This window comes from Stutzerimonas stutzeri, from assembly GCF_002890895.1.
GTDB lineage: Bacteria > Pseudomonadota > Gammaproteobacteria > Pseudomonadales > Pseudomonadaceae > Stutzerimonas > Stutzerimonas stutzeri_AB.
In genome coordinates, this window is the sequence record NZ_POUL01000004.1 from 182,284 (window position 1) to 197,968 (window position 15,685).

16 protein-coding genes are annotated in these 15,685 nt (G+C 57.1%); 15 read left to right on the plus strand and 1 reads right to left on the minus strand.

Annotated features, from left to right (window positions below):
• Positions 1-11: 11 nt before the first annotated feature.
• From flgD to CXK96_RS09290, 15 genes are all read left to right on the plus strand, one after another.
• On the plus strand, positions 12-692 hold the full coding sequence (gene flgD, locus CXK96_RS09220) for a flagellar hook assembly protein FlgD (protein ID WP_102836169.1): 681 nt from the start codon (positions 12-14) through the stop codon (positions 690-692).
• A gap of 31 nt (positions 693-723) precedes the next feature.
• A complete protein-coding gene (locus CXK96_RS09225; protein WP_102836170.1) occupies positions 724-2,421 on the plus strand; it encodes a flagellar hook protein FlgE in 1,698 nt (565 codons plus the stop codon).
• Between the two features lie 188 nt (positions 2,422-2,609).
• Positions 2,610-3,350 (plus strand): flagellar basal-body rod protein FlgF, encoded by a 741-nt coding sequence (gene flgF / locus CXK96_RS09230; protein ID WP_102836171.1) that lies wholly within the window; start codon positions 2,610-2,612, stop codon positions 3,348-3,350.
• A gap of 44 nt (positions 3,351-3,394) precedes the next feature.
• Positions 3,395-4,180 (plus strand): flagellar basal-body rod protein FlgG, encoded by a 786-nt coding sequence (flgG, locus tag CXK96_RS09235; protein WP_046162214.1) that lies wholly within the window; start codon positions 3,395-3,397, stop codon positions 4,178-4,180.
• A 29-nt stretch (positions 4,181-4,209) separates the two neighbouring features.
• Positions 4,210-4,905, plus strand: a complete 696-nt coding sequence (gene flgH / locus CXK96_RS09240) for a flagellar basal body L-ring protein FlgH (protein ID WP_102836172.1) — start codon at positions 4,210-4,212, stop codon at positions 4,903-4,905.
• A gap of 13 nt (positions 4,906-4,918) precedes the next feature.
• Positions 4,919-6,022 carry a flagellar basal body P-ring protein FlgI gene (locus tag CXK96_RS09245; protein ID WP_019342803.1) on the plus strand — a complete coding sequence of 368 codons (1,104 nt, stop codon included), beginning with the start codon at positions 4,919-4,921 and terminating at the stop codon, positions 6,020-6,022.
• An 11-nt stretch (positions 6,023-6,033) separates the two neighbouring features.
• A complete protein-coding gene (gene flgJ, locus CXK96_RS09250) occupies positions 6,034-7,227 on the plus strand; it encodes a flagellar assembly peptidoglycan hydrolase FlgJ (RefSeq protein ID WP_102836173.1) in 1,194 nt (397 codons plus the stop codon).
• Positions 7,228-7,229: 2 nt separating this feature from the next.
• Positions 7,230-9,257 carry a flagellar hook-associated protein FlgK gene (gene flgK / locus CXK96_RS09255; protein ID WP_102836174.1) on the plus strand — a complete coding sequence of 676 codons (2,028 nt, stop codon included), beginning with the start codon at positions 7,230-7,232 and terminating at the stop codon, positions 9,255-9,257.
• 11 nt (positions 9,258-9,268) lie between these two features.
• Complete coding sequence (locus CXK96_RS09260) at positions 9,269-10,831, plus strand: flagellar hook-associated protein 3 (RefSeq protein WP_102836175.1); 1,563 nt, start codon at positions 9,269-9,271, stop codon at positions 10,829-10,831.
• 129 nt (positions 10,832-10,960) lie between these two features.
• On the plus strand, positions 10,961-11,278 hold the full coding sequence (locus CXK96_RS09265; protein WP_102836176.1) for a ComEA family DNA-binding protein: 318 nt from the start codon (positions 10,961-10,963) through the stop codon (positions 11,276-11,278).
• Positions 11,279-11,750: 472 nt separating this feature from the next.
• Entirely contained in the window at positions 11,751-12,218 is a 468-nt protein-coding gene (locus CXK96_RS09270) for a YkvA family protein (protein ID WP_102836177.1), read from the plus strand.
• Positions 12,219-12,359: 141 nt separating this feature from the next.
• Positions 12,360-12,686, plus strand: a complete 327-nt coding sequence (locus tag CXK96_RS09275; RefSeq protein WP_102836178.1) for a helix-turn-helix domain-containing protein — start codon at positions 12,360-12,362, stop codon at positions 12,684-12,686.
• Positions 12,668-13,063 carry a hypothetical protein gene (locus tag CXK96_RS20930; RefSeq protein WP_102836179.1) on the plus strand — a complete coding sequence of 132 codons (396 nt, stop codon included), beginning with the start codon at positions 12,668-12,670 and terminating at the stop codon, positions 13,061-13,063. The genes CXK96_RS09275 and CXK96_RS20930 overlap by 19 nt, the downstream gene beginning before the upstream one ends.
• Positions 13,064-13,531 (plus strand): tetratricopeptide repeat protein, encoded by a 468-nt coding sequence (locus CXK96_RS09285; protein ID WP_102836180.1) that lies wholly within the window; start codon positions 13,064-13,066, stop codon positions 13,529-13,531.
• Positions 13,532-13,866: 335 nt separating this feature from the next.
• Entirely contained in the window at positions 13,867-14,841 is a 975-nt protein-coding gene (locus CXK96_RS09290; RefSeq protein ID WP_102836181.1) for a tRNA dihydrouridine synthase, read from the plus strand.
• A gap of 7 nt (positions 14,842-14,848) precedes the next feature.
• Here CXK96_RS09290 and CXK96_RS09295 read toward each other — a convergent pair whose 3' ends face one another.
• The gene (locus CXK96_RS09295; protein WP_102836182.1) at positions 14,849-15,595 is read right to left on the minus strand and encodes an SDR family oxidoreductase; all 747 of its coding nucleotides are present in this window, start codon (positions 15,593-15,595) and stop codon (positions 14,849-14,851) included.
• Positions 15,596-15,685: the final 90 nt, after the last annotated feature.

Sequence of the window (15,685 nt, forward strand, 5' to 3'; positions counted from 1 at the left end):
GAGAGATTGCCATGAGCACGACAGGCGGCGTCGGCGGTACCGGCTCGGTACTGGACCAATACCAGATCAAAGATCGCGAAGTTAAAAGCAACGACCTTGGCAAGAATGAGTTTCTGGAGCTGCTGGTGACCCAGCTGAACAACCAGAACCCGCTGGAGCCACAGGAAAACGGCGAGTTCATTGCCCAGCTCGCGCAGTTCAGCACCGTTGAAGGTGTCGAAAAACTGAACTCAAGCATGGAAACCATGCTGTCCGGCTATCATTCATCCCAGGCGCTGCAAGCCTCCTCGCTGGTCGGCCGCAAAGTCATCGTGCCGACCGACAAAGCAGTCGTAGATACCAGCGAAACCTTCAAGGCCAGCATTGTTCTCCCCACAACCAGCAGCAACGTGGCGGTCAACGTTTACGACAGCGCGGGCACGGTGGTCAATCGAATCAACATGGGTCAGCAGCAAGCTGGCAACGTCTCATTCATGTGGGATGGCAAGGACTCGAGCGGCAAAACCTTGCCGCCGGGTACTTATCGGTTCGAGGCGCAAGCCACTTATCAAGGCGAGACGAAGGGCTTGTATACCCTGCTTCCTGCCAACGTTGACAGCGTCACGCTTGGGCAAAACGGTGGTGAGCTTCAGCTCAATCTAGCCGGTGTCGGCAGCATTGGGCTGTCTCAAGTCCAGGTTATCGGTCAGTAACTGCCGGCGCGTCCGGTAACAGGAGCAATTCATGTCGTTCAATATCGGCCTCAGCGGCATGCGTGCCGCCAGCAAAGACCTCAATGTCACGGGTAACAACATCGCCAACGCTGGGACTGCGGGCTTCAAACAGTCTCGGGCGGAGTTTTCTGACGTGTACGCGGCGTCGGTGATGGGGACCGGTAAAAACCCGGTCGGTAGTGGTGTCTTGCTTTCGAACATTTCCCAGCAATTCAATCAGGGAAACATCAACTACACCCAGAATGCGTTAGACCTTGCGATCAATGGCAATGGTTTTTTTCAGGTCAGTAATAACGGTGCGTTGAGTTATACGCGAGCAGGTTATTTTGGTACGGATCGGGAAGGAGCTTTGGTTGATAACTTCGGCTATAAGCTGCAGGGATTTCCTGTAGATAAGAATGGAAATCTGCAGAACGGAGTCGTGGGCGACTTGCAAATCCAAACGGCCAATCAGGCGCCGAAAGCTAGTAGTAGAATTGATACGGCATTTAACTTAAATTCCACGCTTAAACCTCCGGCAACGTGGCAAGCAACTTTCGATGGAGAGGCGTTGTCTGCTCTGCGGTCTCAGACGGGTAGTATGGCGTTGACTAGTGATGAGATAACTGCTTTGCCAGATCCGGTCAGCTGGCAAGACGATTTGTTAGCTGCAACGACTGGAGCTTCTGACTTCTACTTGACGAAATTGAAGAGCGTTTATAGTGCTCCGGACCGTACCCAGTTTGAGGACGGCAGCGGAAACCTGATAAATGCGGCCGGTTACAATGCGGCAATTAGATCATCTATTAGCGCAGCAATGACTGCTGCTGATAGCGCTGTTTTAGATGACTCTACTGCGATCGCCTCTGTCGCGTCTGGCGCAGCAAGCGCTGCTAGCGGTACTTTTAATCCAGTTGACCCTACCACGTATAACAGCTCGACATCCTTGAACGTCTTTGACTCTCAAGGCAACTCCCATGTCATGACGCAGTATTTCGTCAAGACAGATGCGAACAAATGGGATATGAAAATCCTAATCGATGGGCGGAATCCCGCAGACCCGGCGGCGACCAACCCTTATGTTATGAATCTTACTTTCGATCCAGCTGGTGGCTTATCGCAGATTGCGGATGCTACTGGGGCTACGCCAGCCTTGTTTACGATCGGTGCTGACAAGAAAGTTACGCTTAATGGTGCTACAGCGGGTGCAAACAACGGCTGGGTCCCTGCCATCTCCGACGGCGGCACGCCAGCGAAGTGGACCCCAAACGGCGCGCTAGCCAATCCGGACGGTATCGTGATGGATTTTACGAAGTCCACTCAGTTCTCGAGCTCCTTTGCGGTTAACAGCGTCGCGCAAGACGGTTACACGACCGGTGAGATGGCTGGGCTTGAAATCGACGATACCGGTCTTATCTTCGCTCGCTACACCAACGGCCAATCCAAAGTGCAGGGACAGATAATTCTGGCCAACTTTGCCAACGTGCAGGGCCTTACGCCCGCAGGCAAAACGCAATGGGTTCAGTCCTACGAGTCGGGAGAGCCAGTCGTCGGCACGCCGATGTCCGGCACCATGGGTGCCCTGCAAGCCGGCGCATTGGAAGACTCCAACGTCGAGCTCTCAGACCAGCTGGTCAACCTGATCGTGGCGCAGCGTAATTACCAGGCCAACGCCAAGACGATCGAAACCGAAAGCGCGATTACCCAGACGATCATCAACCTCCGTTAATTGCTACCAGGCACTGCGCGGGGTGGCGGGAAACTGCCGCTCCGTTTTCAAAAGGTCCTTTTGGGCCTTTTTTTTATTCGGTAATTCTATGTATTTCAATAGCTTAATAAGGCCTTGGTCGCTTGGCATAGCGCTTGCTTTGTAGCTGATATCAGTTCAGTTAGCGTCAATTTGCGTGGGGAGGTTCGATGGACAAGATGCTCTATGTGGCCATGACGGGGGCGAGCCAAAACGCTCGTGCTCAGCAGGCACATGCCAACAACTTGGCAAACATCTCGACCACGGGCTTCCGGCGGGACTTCGAGCAAGCGCGCTCGATGCAAGTGTTCGGAGACAGCTTTCCGGCACGTGTTTACGCCATGACCGAGCGTCCAGGCACGGACTTCAGTTCCGGCACCTTGCAAGAGACCGGTCGAGACCTGGACGTAGCGGTTGAGGGAGATGGCTGGATAGCCGTGCAAGCGCCGGATGGCAGCGAGGCCTACGCCCGAACTGGCAGCCTGAATATCGACACGCTTGGCATGCTCAGAACAGGCGACGGTTTGCCGGTGCTCGGCAATGCCGGGCCGATCGCCGTGCCGCCAGAAGAGAAAGTGGAGATCGGAGCTGACGGCTCGATCAGTATCCGCGCGCTCGGTGAAGATCCAAATGTGGTGGTTACGGTCGATCGTTTGAAACTGGTCAATCCTGATCCCAAGCAGTTGGAGAAGGGCACCGACGGTCTTATTCGCATGAAGGATGGCCAGCCAGTCGAGGCTGACGCCGCGGTTCGCGTGACCTCAGGCTTCCTTGAAGCGAGCAACGTCAACGCCGTTGCCGAGATGACTTCGATGCTCGCGCTGTCCCGGCAATTCGAGCTGCACGTGAAGATGATGCGTACTGCCGAAGAAGACGGTGCCGCTGCGGCCCGAGTCTTGCAGATCAGCTAAACAAACTAGGCGGCGCCCGAATTCCGGCGCACGAGGAGAAGAACATGCTTCCAGCACTGTGGGTCAGCAAGACCGGTTTGTCCGCGCAGGACATGAACCTGACCACCATTTCCAACAACCTGGCAAACGTCTCGACAACGGGCTTCAAGAAGGATCGGGCCGAATTTCAGGATCTGCTTTATCAGATCCGTCGTCAGCCCGGTGGACAGTCCAGCCAGGACAGCGAACTGCCTTCGGGTTTGCAGCTGGGTACCGGTGTGCGAATCGTAGGCACGCAAAAACAGTTCACCGCCGGCAGCCTGCAGACCACCGAACAGCCGCTTGACATGGCCATCAATGGCCGTGGCTTCTTTCAGGTGCTGCTGCCGGACGGCACAGTGTCCTACTCGCGTGACGGCAGTTTCCATCTGAACGCTGAAGGCCAGATCGTGACCTCCAACGGTTACTCGCTGGAGCCAGCGATTGTCGTGCCGCCGGAAACGCAGACCTTCACCGTGGGCGAGGACGGCACTGTGTCCGTCACAACGCTGGGCAACCCGGCACCTCAGATCATTGGCAACATTCAGACCGCTGACTTCGTCAACCCGGCCGGTCTGCAGGCGATGGGCAGCAACCTGTTCCTCGAAACTGCCGCGAGCGGTGCGCCACAAGTCAGTACACCCGGTCTCAACGGCCTGGGCACCGTACTGCAGAACACCCTGGAAAACTCTAACGTCAGCGTGGTCGAGGAGTTGGTGAACATGATCACCACGCAGCGCGCCTATGAGATGAACTCGAAAGTCATCTCCACGGCCGACCAGATGCTGTCCTTTGTCACCCAGCAGCTGTAACAGCCGTCAGCCGCTGGATTGAGGTGAATATGCGCCGCTTGTTGATTGTCCTTCCACTGGTGTCCGCCGTGATTATGTCCGGTTGCATGGCGCCGGCTCCGAAGCCCAACGATCCCTATTACTCGCCAGTTCTGCCGCGCACGCCACTGCCGGCAGCGCAGAACAATGGCGCGATCTATCAGGCGGGCTTCGAGACCAATTTTTACGACGATCGTAAGGCCTATCGGGTCGGCGACATCATCACCGTCACACTCAACGAAAAAACCCAGGCGAGCAAGAATTCCAATTCGAAAATCGCCAAGGACAGCAGTGCCAACATCGGGCTGGGTTCGCTGTTCGGCGGTGCCGTATCGATGGTTAATCCGCTGACTGACAACAAGATGACGTTGGGCGCTGAATACGAAGCGTCACGGGATACCTCTGGTTCCGGTCAGGCGGGGCAGAGCAACAGCCTCTCCGGCTCGATCACCGTGACCGTGTCGGATGTGCTGCCGAACGGCATTCTCGCCATCCGCGGGGAAAAATGGATGACGCTCAATACGGGTGATGAGTTAGTGCGAATTGCCGGGCTGGTACGTTCGGACGATATCGCCACCGACAACACCGTCCCGTCGACCCGTATTGCTGATGCCCGTATCACTTACTCCGGTACCGGCGCCTTCGCCGATGCCAGCCAGCCAGGTTGGTTGGATCGTTTCTTCATCAGCCCGTTGTGGCCGTTCTAAGCAGGTACTGGCAATGAAACTGTTCAGCTCGATTTTGGTTGCCTTGCTCTGTGTAGTGGTGCTTCCGGCCCATGCCGAGCGGTTGAAGGACATCGCCACCATTCAGGGTGTACGTAGCAACCAGCTGATCGGTTACGGTCTTGTGGTTGGCTTGAACGGTAGCGGCGACCAGACGACCCAGACGCCTTTTACAGTGCAGACCTTCAATAACATGATGGCGCAGTTTGGTATCAAGGTGCCTGCGGGCGGCAACGTCCAGCTGAAGAACGTGGCTGCTGTCTCGATACACGCCGAGCTTCCGCCATTCGCCAAGCCGGGTCAGACGATCGACATCACCGTATCGTCGATCGGCAACGCCAAAAGTCTGCGCGGCGGGAGCCTGTTGATGGCGCCGCTTAAAGGGATCGACGGCAACGTCTATGCGATTGCTCAAGGCAATCTCGTCGTGGGCGGTTTCGATGCCGGCGGCGCAGATGGCTCGCGCATCACCGTCAACATTCCCTCTGCAGGCCGAATCCCCGGAGGGGCGACAGTTGAGCGACCGGTGCCCAGCGCTTTCAACCAGGGCACAACCCTGACCATGAACCTCAATCGTCCGGACTTCACCACCGCCAAGAACATCGTGGATCACATAAATGAGCTGCTAGGCCCGGGCGTAGCTCAGGCGCTCGATGGCGGCTCGATCAGCATTACCGCCCCGCTGGATCCTAGCCAGCGTGTGGATTACCTATCGATCCTGGAAAATCTGGAAGTGGACGTGGGGCAGGCGGTGGCCAAGGTCATTATCAACTCGCGAACCGGGACCATCGTCATCGGCCAGAACGTACGCGTTCAGCCAGCTGCAGTGACGCACGGCAGCCTGACCGTGACCATTTCCGAAGATCCGCAGGTGAGTCAGCCAAATCCGCTTTCTGATGGGCAGACCGTGGTTGTTCCCAATTCCAAGGTTAAGGCAGAGCAGGAAGCCAAGCCGATGTTCAAGTTTGGCCCTGGCACGACTCTGGACGAAATCGTTCGCGCGGTGAATCAGGTCGGCGCGGCGCCGAGCGATCTCATGGCGATTCTCGAGGCGTTGAAGCAGGCCGGTGCCCTGCAAGCAGACCTGATTGTCATTTGAGGACAGGGATAATGGAAAATCGTCTGGGACTGGGTCGACGCACACCTGACAGCGGTAGCTACTCTGACCTCAATCGTCTGAACCAACTCAAGGTCGGCAAGGATCGTGACGGTGCCGAGAACGTGCGCAAGGTGGCGCAGGAGTTCGAGTCTCTGTTCATGAACGAGATGCTCAAGTCGATGCGTTCGGCCACCGAAGTCATGTCGAAGGACAACCCGTTCAACAGCCAGGCCAGCAAGCAGTATCAGGACATGCACGACCAGCAGCTTTCAGTCACGTTATCCAAGGAAGGCGGCGGCATCGGCCTTGCTGACGTGCTGATTCGTCAGCTTAGCAAGCAGCAGGAGCCCAGCGAAAAGCCGAATCCTTTCGCCCAGGTGGCACAGACCGAAGGGGCCAAGTGGTCGAGCAATCCCAACTCGAAGATTGCTCCAGTTGACCCGGCGCGCAACGATTCTCAGCTGCTCAATCAGCGTCGTCTGGCATTGCCGGGACGATTGGCCGAGCGCGCTCATGCGGAGGTTACAGCTGCAAATACCCAAGCGGCTCAAGCTAGCCAGGCGGGCACGGCTCAGCCTCTGGTCGATGTTGACTGGAAGGCTGCTACCGCTTTCGCAGCGCCTCAGGACGCGCCGTTGACCATCAACGGCGTCGAGGCGACTGCTCCAAGCGCGCCGAGCAAGACGCGTTTCAGCTCGCCCGCAGAATTCATCGCCACGATGCTGCCGATGGCTGAAAAAGCAGCAAAGCGTTTAGGCGTTGAGCCGCGCTTCCTCGTCGCTCAAGCCGCGTTGGAAACCGGCTGGGGCAAGTCGATCATCAAGCAGAAGGACGGCACTAACAGCCACAACCTGTTCGGCATCAAAGCCACAGGGTGGGACGGTGCGTCCGCGAAGGTCACCACGACCGAGTACGTCAATGGCAAGGCAACCAAAGAGGTTGCCGGGTTTCGGGCGTATGACTCGTTCGAACACAGCTTTAACGATTACGTCCGGCTGTTGGAAAACAACGATCGTTACAAGCCAGCCCTTCAGGTGGCCAGTGCGTCTGGCAACTCCGAGCGTTTCGTCAACGAACTGCAGCGGGCAGGTTATGCAACTGACCCGCAGTACGCACGCAAGATCAACCAGATCGCTCGCAAAGTGCAGACCTATCAGACAATTGCCGACGCCAGCACGTCGCCCGCCGTTCGGACTAGAGGTTAAACATGGCTGATCTACTGAATATTGGCCTGTCCGGCCTGAGTGCCAGCAAGAGCCAGTTGTCCGTAACGGGTCACAACATCAGCAACGTCAACACGCCGGGCTTCAGCCGGCAGGATGCCTCGCAAGCAACGCGCACGCCGCAATTCAGCGGCGCGGGCTACGTGGGCTCGGGCACGACGCTGGTGGAAATACGCCGTAGCTACAGTGAGTTTCTGACCAGTCAGCTGCGCAGCAGCACATCGCTGAGCAGCGATGTTGAAGCCTATAAGAGCCAGATCGATCAGCTTGATTCCTTGCTGGCCGGCAGCACGACCGGTATTACGCCGTCGCTTCAGAAGTTTTTTTCGGCACTGCAAACCGCAGCGGAAGACCCCGCCAATATCCCGGCGCGCCAGTTGGTGCTGGCTGAAGCGGAAGGTTTGGCACGGCGCTTCAATACGGTATCGGACCGCCTAACCGAGCAGAACAACTTCACCAACAAGCAGATGGCGGCGGTGACCGACCAAGTCAACCGGCTCGCTGGCAGCATCGGTAGCTTGAACGACGCTATCGCGACCGCTTCAGCCAACGGCAAACAGCCCAATGATTTGCTCGATGCGCGCGACGAGGCGGTGCGGCAATTGTCGACTTACATTGGTGTCAGCGTGACGCCGCAGGACGATAACAGCCTCAATATTTCGGTCGGCAGTGGTCAGCCGTTGGTGGTGGGCAGCACCGTGAGTCGGCTGAAGGTTGTACCGGGGCAGAGCGATCCCAACCGTTACGAGGTTCGCTTTGTCAGCGGTGGTTCCGAACAGGGCATCACCTCGCAGATCACCGGCGGCGAGCTCGGCGGGCTGATTCGATATCGCAGCGAAGTGCTGGATTCGACGATGAACTCGTTGGGGCGGCTGGCGTTGGCAGTGAGCGATCAGGTCAATACACAGCTGGGGCAGGGGCTGGATCTGAAAGGCAACGTAGGGACCGCGCTGTTCGGTGATTACAACACCGTTGGCCTTATGGCGCTGCGTGCCACGACTTTCAGCGGCAACCCTTCGCTCAACGGGACAGACCCCGCCGATGCGTCGGTGGAGATTAATGATACGAGTTTACTGAACGCTAGCGATTACGTCCTTGAGTATGACGGTAGTGGTTACAAAGCTCGGAGACTAAGCGACAACCAGCCGATAAACGTCCAGCTAACAAATGGCGCTCTTTCGTTCACGGATAAGGATGGCCGCGACCAAGGCTTCACCGTGCAAGTTGGCGGAACTCCGCTAGCTGGCGATAAATTCTCGTTGCAGCCGACCCGTCGCGGCGCTGCAGACATCAGCGCAACTTTGGATCAACCTGACCAGCTGGCGTTCGCCGCACCGGTGCGTGTCCAAAGCGCGCTTCAAAATGGCGGTACCGGCGTCGTCGGGCAGCCAAACCTGCTGACAGGCCCATCGCCGATAGACCCGGCAGCGCTGTCGGCTGCGTTCGAGGGGCTGACCCTTACCTACGACGGAACCGGTTTGACGATGCCTACGAGTGCTCCGGCAGGTCTGACGCTATCTCCGGCAAGCATAACCGCCGGGCAGACCAATACGCTGAACCTGACCCTGACGACCGGGACAGCTCCCGATGAGCAGCAGTACAGTTTTGAATTCACGGTTAGCGGCAAGCCTGCGGTAAACGACAGCTTCTCGTTTAACTTCAACCGGAGCGGCGTTTCCGACAACCGTAATGCGTTGAAGCTTGTGGATTTGCAGACGAAACAGACGGTCGGCGTAGACAGTGCGGTAACGGGCTCGGGCTTCAGCTTCACCGACGGCTACGGCGAGCTTGTCGAGCGCGTCGGCACCCTGACGGCACAATCCCGCATGGACAGCGAAGCGAATAGCGCGATTCTCAAACAGGCGACTGATAATCGGGACTCGCTCTCTGGCGTCAACCTCGACGAGGAGGCCGCGAACCTGATCAAGTTCGAGCAATACTACAACGCTTCGGCTCAGATCATTCAAGTTGCCCGCTCCATGTTCGATACATTGATTAGCACCTTCAGGTAACAGGCCCGGCCATGCGCATCTCGACCTTGCAAGCATTCAATAACGGCGTAACCGGTATTCAGCGCAACTACTCCAACGCAACCCGAACGCAGGAGCAGATCAGCACGGGTAACCGAATCCTAACGCCAGCGGACGACCCGGTAGCGTCGGTGCGCCTGTTGCAGTTGGAGCAACAGCAGAACGTGCTGAGCCAGTACAACTCCAACCTCACCGCCGCTAAGAACAGTCTCACCCAGGAAGAGGTCTCGCTCAATTCAGTCAACACAATTCTACAGCGGGTACGTGAACTGGCAGTGCAGGCGGGTAACGGCGCCCTCGATCCACAAGATCGCAAATCCATAGCGGCGGAGCTGGGTGAGCGGGAGGATGAGCTGCTGTCGTTGATGAATACTCGTAACGCTCGCGGCGAATATCTGTTTTCGGGTTTTCAGGGTAAAACTCAACCATTCGTACGCAGTGCCGATGGAAGCTATAGCTACCAAGGAGATGAAGGGCAGCGGAAGCTTCAGATTGCGAGTTCGTTGAATATTCCAATCAGCGACAACGGCAAATCGGTTTTTGAAAACGTGACCAATGCCGGACGGCTGACGAGCGCTGTGGTTGTCGGGCAGGCTGGGTCGACATTGAGCACATCGGCGCCTCTGGTTCAGGACGAGGTGGCGTTCAGTGGAAACCCAGCCTTTCCAAAAGGCGGGATTGGCGTTCATTTCACTTCTAGTACCGAATATGTAGTCTACGATCTAGCCTTGCCGCCTACGGGATATCCTGTTCCTGACGCTGAGTCTGGCCGGGTTTTGGCTTCTGGCACCCTTGATGACAATCACGATAAATCGGATACGTTGACCTTTAGAGGTGTGCACGTTCAGTTTGATGGGGTGCCGGTTGGTGGCGAGAGTATTGTTGTAGCGCCTTCAGTGTCTGGCACGTCTATGAAGTCTAACCCCCCAGAGTTGGATTCAGCGATAAGTACGAACATTACGGACCCCAGTGCGTTTGCTAAGGCGTTCCCGGGTGGCACGGTCACCTTCACAATTAGCGCTGATATCCCGCCTGCTGATCGTACGCTGACGTTATCTACCGATCCGGCGACGACTTTTACACTTGCTTCTGGAGGTGCTCTAAACGCAACGGATACCGAGGCGCTGAAAGATCTTGGACTATCGATAACCCTGACGGGTCCTACGCCTGCTGGGAGCATGTCGTTGACTCGCGTTAATGAGCAGAAACAAGGCATCCTTGCCACCATCGCCAACCTCCGCTCCGCTCTGGAAAATCCGGCGAACGGAAATATGGGCGTCCGGGACGCCGTCGGCGTTGCGCTGACGAATCTCGATCACGGCATGGTCAGTGTCGATGCGGCGCGCGGCAATATCGGTGCGCGGCTGAACATTATTGAAACTACACAGACGGACAACGAGGACGTCACGCTGGTCAACAAGGGCGTCCAGGCCGATCTGCGCGAGCTGGACTATGCCGAGGCCTTGTCGCGACTCTCCATGCAGACGGTGATACTTGAAGCCGCGCAGCAAAGCTACGTCAAGATCGCCGGGCTGAGCCTGTTCAATAAGATGTGATAGGTGGCGCAGTGGACGCGGTTCACAGAACATGGCTTCCAATTTGACTTAATTGTGGTGGGACTTAGAGTGTCGCTGCGGCGCATGGAGTACCGCGTCGTTAATCCGACACTCATAAGGACATGAACAATGCTTAAGTCTTTGCTATCCGCTTCAATAATCGCTCTGCTCGCTAGTGTCTCTCTCGGTAGTGTTGCTGGCCCGACGAAGTCCGCTGACCCCGTGATGGTTGCGGCGGCCCAGCAAGTGGCGCCGATCAACATCAATTCAGCCGACGCTGAAACCCTGACCCGTGAACTCAAGGGGATAGGCGCTACGAAGGCCAAAGCGATCGTCGCCTACCGCGATGCCCATGGTCCATTCAGCTCGATCGACCAATTGCTCGAAGTCAAAGGAATAGGCGCGGCCACTTTGAAAAAAAATAGAGCCAAGTTGAGCGCAAACTGACAGCCAAAACCTGTTTCAACGAAGCCGGTCATTCGACCGGCTTTTTTGTTTCCGTGATTTTAAGTTGCTGGCCGCTTGCTCCCCATAGAGTTGGTTGTCCGGCGTCACGACTGACTGTTGGGCAGGAACGAGGACTGGCTGATGTTGTCCTTGTTAGAACGCTTATTCGGCTTTAGCACCCTGTTTTCAAGTGCAATTGGCCTTACAAAGGTGTTGACATGTTACGGTTATTCACAATCGTTTTCGTAAAGCCTGAGAGTCTTTGCGGACTCACCAAGCGTACGGTGCTGTTTTTTTAAGTTGCTGATTTAAAAGGCGTTATTCGCTCTGGGCAAAAAGCCGCCCATCTGTTCGTAGGCCGCGTCGCGCGGGGGTTTCAGCTAGTCATCCAGCACCTGCTCACAGGGTTATCCACAGGTTCTGTGGATATTTCTTCCGGCAGTGACAAAGCAGCTTTAGCGGGAGGCATTCGATGAAAGCACCTTGGAATTTCTTAAAGTACCTGCCGGTAGCGCGAGGCGTTCTCGCTCGTGGAAGGTTACCGATAGTGCTGCTTGCGGTCGCTAGAAAGCGCTCAGCACGGGGTGGCTTGGTAAAAGGGTTGCGTGAAGATCTCAGTCTGTTGCAAGGGCTGTGCGTGGCGTGGTGGCGAGGTGAGTATCGGCAGGTCAGCAGGCCCGCGCTGGTGGCTGCAGTCGCTGGTTTGCTGTATTTCCTGTCACCGATGGACGCTATCCCAGACTGGATTCCAGGTCTCGGATTTGTCGATGATCTGGCGGTACTGGGCTGGATAATCCGAAAGTGGTCTGGCGAGTTGCAGGCGTTTCGCTCCTGGCGAGACAGCCAGCCCGCAGATGTGCGGGAAAATATTGATCAGCTGCCTTCTATCGACGAAGCAGACGGCGGTAATGTCGGTAGAGGGCGTAATCCCGAGTTCTAGAAGTTCACCGGCTTAATCCTTTCGGGTGCTTGCTCAGCAGCGTCCCCTCACTCTTTAGTGGGGCGTTTTGATGATGAATGAATTGTCGCCCGGGCTGATAAGATCTTGTCTTTGAATTTGAGACTACGGTCGGGGTAGAGGATGAGCGTTCAGGTCATCATGCGGGACGGTATGCCGGAGTATGCCGTGCTGCCTTGGGACGAGTATCAGGCACTATTAGGCAGCGGGCGTAGCGTGAGTGCCGCGGTGCCGGTGGGAGCAGGTACTTCAGGCGCATTGCCGAAGTTCAATACGTTGCCGGTGTTGCGAGAGGCCAAAGGATTGACTCAGGAAGCGCTGGCACGCTCTGTCGGCATCAGCCCTGCTTACCTGGATCTAATCGAGCGGGGCGAACGCGAACCTGGTGAGGCTATACGTCGCGCACTTGCCCGTGCATTGGAGATTGAAGGATGGCAGCAGGAGGCGTAACAGGCACCGCAGCGTCAATTCGCATCAGCCGTCCTCACTGGCAGGCGTTGATGGACGAATTAGCTGAAGTCCGGCGACAACGCCATTTGGTAACTTACCGAGCGTTGATCGAACGCCTCCAGCTACCCGCGCCTGCCATGCAAACGTTGACTGCCGCGTTGGAGCATCTAGCGGCTCTGGATGCTCATGCTGATCGGCCGCTACGTAGTGCATTAGTCGTCAGTCAAGGTGCCAGTCGGTTACCAAGAACAGGATTTTTCGAGTGTGCGACGCGCCTCGGGCGCTTTTCTGGTCCGGCAGATGGTTCTGCTGCCGCATCCTGGCATGCGGGCGAGGTTGCGCGAGTGTTCGAATTTGATTATCCGGGGATTCCGTAGATGTTGAACAACATTCAAGCGCGAGTCGGCTATCTGGTTGCGCGCAGACTGATGAGCTCTCGACGGGTTGTTCGGCAACCGAAAATGTGGCGGTGGATGGAGGGCCAGTTTTCTCGGATGGCTGCGATTGGTGATATCAAAGCGCAGAGTTTTTATGGCCATATCCTGCTGTTCCGTGGTCAAGGTTACGGGGCAAGGCAGGAAGGCATACGTTTGCTGCGCCTGGCGGCTGAGAAAGGCGATGCCAAGGCTGCCTACCAGATGGGAGTGATCTGCCTGGGCGAAGACGCTACTCACGGCCCAGACGGTGCAAAGGCCGCGCACTGGTGGAAGCTCGCCGTCGAGGCGGAGCACCCGTTAGCTGCGGCACGGTTGGCCCAGCTGTACATGGCTGGTGGCCATGGGCTGGCTCGTGACACTCAGCAGGCAGAGCATTACAAGGCCAGCGCTGCCAGACTCGGTCTTTGATTGCCTGAGACGAGCGCGAGTGCTCTATATGTGCAGACTGCTTACTCTAGGACTGGTGCATGGCATCCAGCGCCATCGAGCCAGCGGTCCGCCCAGCAAACGCTTTACGACCCTCGCGTGGGCGTTGAAGTCCCGCAACGCTTGAAATCATTGATTTTCCATAGCAGTCGGGCGCTGATCACGCGGGCCGTAACAGCTGAGGTATTGTCAGTCGATAACCGGTAGGTTGCACGATACGCCTGCTCATTCAGTCTGCCGGCTGAGTGTAATACGCAGATTTCGTACCGGCGCTTACGTCCGTACAATGCAGCCTTTTTTCGGTTGGGTCGTTTCTGATGCAGATCGCCTTGGCACCTATGGAAGGGCTCGTTGATGACATCCTGCGGGACGTGCTCACCGGTGTAGGTGGCGTCGATTGGTGCGTGACCGAGTTCATTCGGGTTTCTGATCGTCTGCTACCGGCGTCCAGCTTTCACAGACTGGCTCCTGAGCTTCAGCGTGGAGCCGCTACTCGCGCGGGCACACCATTGCGAGTGCAGTTGCTGGGCTCCGATCCTCTTTGTCTGGCTGATAATGCTGCTTATGCGTGCAGCCTTGGCGCCCCGGCAATCGACCTCAACTTTGGCTGCCCGGCCAAGACTGTCAACAAGTCGCGCGGCGGTGCCATCCTGCTCAATGAGCCAGAACTCCTGTACTCCATACTTCGTGAGGTACGCAAGGCTGTGCCAGGGTCGATTCCCGTCGCTGCCAAGATGCGTCTAGGTTTTGACAGTAAGGAAGGGGCGCTCGATTGTGCTCGCGCGCTGGTTGACGGCGGCGCGGAGCAGCTGGTGGTGCATGCGCGGACCAAGGTCGAGGGGTATAAACCGCCCGCGCACTGGGAGTGGGTGGCTAGGGTCAAGGACGCCGTCAATGTGCCAGTTTTTGCTAATGGTGATATCTGGTCGGTAGATGACTGGCGCCGTTGCCGAGAGGTCAGTGGTGTCGAGGACATCATGCTAGGTCGCGGCCTGGTCTGTCGGCCGGATCTAGCCCAGCAGATCGCGGCGGCAAAAGCTGGTGAGCTGTTTGAACCGATGAGTTGGGAAGATCTCCAGCCGCTACTGGCTGATTTCTGGGGGCAGGCGCGACGCAAGATGTCTCCGCGTTATGCACCTGGACGCTTGAAGCAGTGGATATCTCTGCTGACACGCAGTTATCCGCAAGCCGTCACGATGTTCGCTCAGGTACGGCGGGAGAATGATTGCGAGCGGCTCGACGCGCTGTTGGGCTTAGACGAGAGCTCACTTGGATTTGAAGAGGCTGTCTAGTCACCTGCTAACGTCCGCCACTTACATCGAGCAGAGCGCCGCTGGTGTAGCTGGCCTTGTCGCTGACTAGCCAGAGAATTGCTTCCGCCACCTCTAGCGCTTCGCCCCCTCGGCCCATGGGCACGCTGCGCCTGACGCGCTCGATGCGGTCTGGCTCGCCACCGCTGGCGTGGATCTCTGTGTAGATCACGCCAGGCCGTACGGCATTGACCCGAATGCCTTCCTCTGCGACTTCCTTGGCCAAACCAAGGGTCATGCTGTCTATTGCGCCTTTGGCGGCTGCATAGTCGATGTACTCGTTGGGCGCACCGAGTTTGGCAGCAATCGACGATACGTTGACGATGGCGCCACCGGAACCGCCGTGGCGGGTCGACATGCGCTTGACCGCCTCGCGTGCGCAGAGAAAACTTCCAAACACGTTGACCGCGAATACGCGCTCCAGGCGTGCCTTATCCATGTTGTCGAGGCGCATTTGGCGTTCAAGCATTCCGGCGTTATTCACCAGTGTGTCGAGCCTGCCGAACTCTGCGTCGACGGCTTCGAACAGTCGGACGACCTGTGATTCGTCCGCTATATCCGCCTCGATAGCAATCGCTTGTGCGCCCTGGCTGTGTAGTTCTTTCAGTAGCTGCTCTGCTGCGTCATGACGCTGTCGAAAGTTCAGGCACAACGCGTAACCTTCAGCCGCTGCGAGCCTGGCGGTGGCTGCGCCAATGCCACGGCTGGCGCCTGTTATCAACATCACTTTCGACATAAAAAATCCCCGGCGTACGGTCTTGAAAACAAGCGAGCCGCTCCTATCTAGGACATTACAGGGTGCCGAATTCGGGTCCTGTATGAACCA

Excerpts from the sequence above, each read along its gene's own strand:
- flgD (WP_102836169.1), top strand. The coding sequence starts at position 12 with ATGAGCACGACAGGCGGCGTCGGCGGTACCGGCTCGGTACTGGACCAA.
- CXK96_RS09225 (WP_102836170.1), top strand. The coding sequence starts at position 724 with ATGTCGTTCAATATCGGCCTCAGCGGCATGCGTGCCGCCAGCAAAGAC.
- flgF (WP_102836171.1), top strand. The coding sequence starts at position 2,610 with ATGGACAAGATGCTCTATGTGGCCATGACGGGGGCGAGCCAAAACGCT.
- flgG (WP_046162214.1), top strand. The coding sequence starts at position 3,395 with ATGCTTCCAGCACTGTGGGTCAGCAAGACCGGTTTGTCCGCGCAGGAC.
- flgH (WP_102836172.1), top strand. The coding sequence starts at position 4,210 with ATGCGCCGCTTGTTGATTGTCCTTCCACTGGTGTCCGCCGTGATTATG.
- CXK96_RS09245 (WP_019342803.1), top strand. The coding sequence starts at position 4,919 with ATGAAACTGTTCAGCTCGATTTTGGTTGCCTTGCTCTGTGTAGTGGTG.
- flgJ (WP_102836173.1), top strand. The coding sequence starts at position 6,034 with ATGGAAAATCGTCTGGGACTGGGTCGACGCACACCTGACAGCGGTAGC.
- flgK (WP_102836174.1), top strand. The coding sequence starts at position 7,230 with ATGGCTGATCTACTGAATATTGGCCTGTCCGGCCTGAGTGCCAGCAAG.
- CXK96_RS09260 (WP_102836175.1), top strand. The coding sequence starts at position 9,269 with ATGCGCATCTCGACCTTGCAAGCATTCAATAACGGCGTAACCGGTATT.
- CXK96_RS09265 (WP_102836176.1), top strand. The coding sequence starts at position 10,961 with ATGCTTAAGTCTTTGCTATCCGCTTCAATAATCGCTCTGCTCGCTAGT.
- CXK96_RS09270 (WP_102836177.1), top strand. The coding sequence starts at position 11,751 with ATGAAAGCACCTTGGAATTTCTTAAAGTACCTGCCGGTAGCGCGAGGC.
- CXK96_RS09275 (WP_102836178.1), top strand. The coding sequence starts at position 12,360 with ATGAGCGTTCAGGTCATCATGCGGGACGGTATGCCGGAGTATGCCGTG.
- CXK96_RS20930 (WP_102836179.1), top strand. The coding sequence starts at position 12,668 with ATGGCAGCAGGAGGCGTAACAGGCACCGCAGCGTCAATTCGCATCAGC.
- CXK96_RS09285 (WP_102836180.1), top strand. The coding sequence starts at position 13,064 with ATGTTGAACAACATTCAAGCGCGAGTCGGCTATCTGGTTGCGCGCAGA.
- CXK96_RS09290 (WP_102836181.1), top strand. The coding sequence starts at position 13,867 with ATGCAGATCGCCTTGGCACCTATGGAAGGGCTCGTTGATGACATCCTG.
- CXK96_RS09295 (WP_102836182.1), bottom strand. The coding sequence starts at position 15,595 with ATGTCGAAAGTGATGTTGATAACAGGCGCCAGCCGTGGCATTGGCGCA.